Here is a 1,600-nt window from a genome sequence, read left to right on the forward strand (position 1 = left end):
GATGCTCTCGTCAAAGCCTAGGTGATCCCCTGCTGCAAAACTTTTCTGATAAGATTGTAAGGTTTCAGCATCACCCAACAAAGCAAGAGCGCCAAGATGAAGCAAAGCATAATGTGCATCGTTTGCTCTAGACGTTGCATCCTTTTCCCAAGGAGCTATACCATAATCAGAGCGTAGCCTTTTAGAAAGATCAATCCCTTTGGATGCCCATTCTAAAGCATCATCAAGCGCTTGCTTTAAGCGATCCGCAGTAACTTCTGGTTCAAAGATTTCTAAACCCTTTGCTTCAAAATTAAGCTGTAAATCTGGAATATCTTCCGTGTAGGTAGGATCAATGAATTTACAAGCGGTGGAAAGAATGCCCGTGCTAATCATAAAGGCGCTATCAAATTGTGGGTAATCTTTGGCAATTTCGTCGTTATAAAGAATGTCTACTTCACGATCAGCCAATTGATAGCTTGCCATATGGTCATTCTCATTGATTTTCTCGGTTGACCAGCCTAGACTTTTTAAAAGTGCATGAGCACTTTCCATGGTGAGACGATCATCAGTGTCATCCGCTTCATCCACTTCCTCTGCCACTTCAACAGAAGTTGTTTTAGAAGCAACAGATGCTGTTTGCGGATCCAAGCTTAAAATCGGAGCGTTTTTAGGAAAACCAGTCCGATAACGGCGTGCAAGAGCAAGGACGTTATCAATAATATGTGCTATGTTTTCCCTTATCAAAGCTGAAAAGTTTTTATCCTTCAAACTTTCCTTATAAAATTTGAGTTTTTCAACATCCCCAATAAGAATAAGTGCAATAAGGTGCAACTTCGCAAAATCATATTCACTGTCTGGGGACAAAGCCGCATAATCATAGATGATTTGATTCACATTTTGTCGATCAGCCCAGCACAAAATATCCGCACTGATCTGTTTCAGCTTGCCTTCATCCAATTCAGTACTAGAAACTGCATAAACTTCTTCTGATTCTTTAAGAACGGTATATTGGGGAGTATTGATGAAAATAGATCGATAAGCTGTAGAAAAACCAAGTGTTGAAAGAGAAACCTTGAAGGTAACAAATGGTGTCTCTCCTTTTTTATCAAGGTCGTACACTATATTAATGATACGATCTTTCGTTATAAAATAAGCATTGCAATTGTAATTTTTATCACGATAGACTGTCCAGTCCATCCTTTTTAAGTCTTCAGAAACTGTATTAAGAAAAGACAAATCTTGTAAACTAAGACGATCATCTATAGCTTTTCGCTCATTAAGGATTTTCAGATATTCTTCAGCAAATTGAACGGCATGGTTAATATATCTCTCTACTTCACGGTCATCCAAAATCTCAGAAATCTTACCGGCTTCTAAAAAATTTTGATAAGATTTCAGAACATCAATTTGACCTGTCAATGCTAAACAAGCCAAATGCCAGACTATACGTATATTGTAGCTATACTTTTGAACACGTGTTTTGCTTTCTATTGATGCTTGTAAATCTTGGGCACGTGCCCACTGTATTATCCGCTCAGAGATTTTGATAAGCTCTTGCTCATCTAATGTCTCTACACAAATATCAATGCCTTTACCAAAACTACTAAAACCCCCCCCC

1 protein-coding gene is annotated in these 1,600 nt (G+C 38.4%); it reads right to left on the reverse strand.

Going from position 1 to position 1,600, the window contains the following annotated elements; translation table 11 throughout:
- The coding region (locus ACFIME_RS05860) for a DUF6990 domain-containing protein (RefSeq protein ID WP_375684642.1) at window positions 1-1,600 on the reverse strand (1,600 nt) is incomplete at both ends.

This window comes from Bartonella sp. AP1QHHD (genome assembly GCF_042196265.1).
GTDB lineage: Bacteria > Pseudomonadota > Alphaproteobacteria > Rhizobiales > Rhizobiaceae > Bartonella.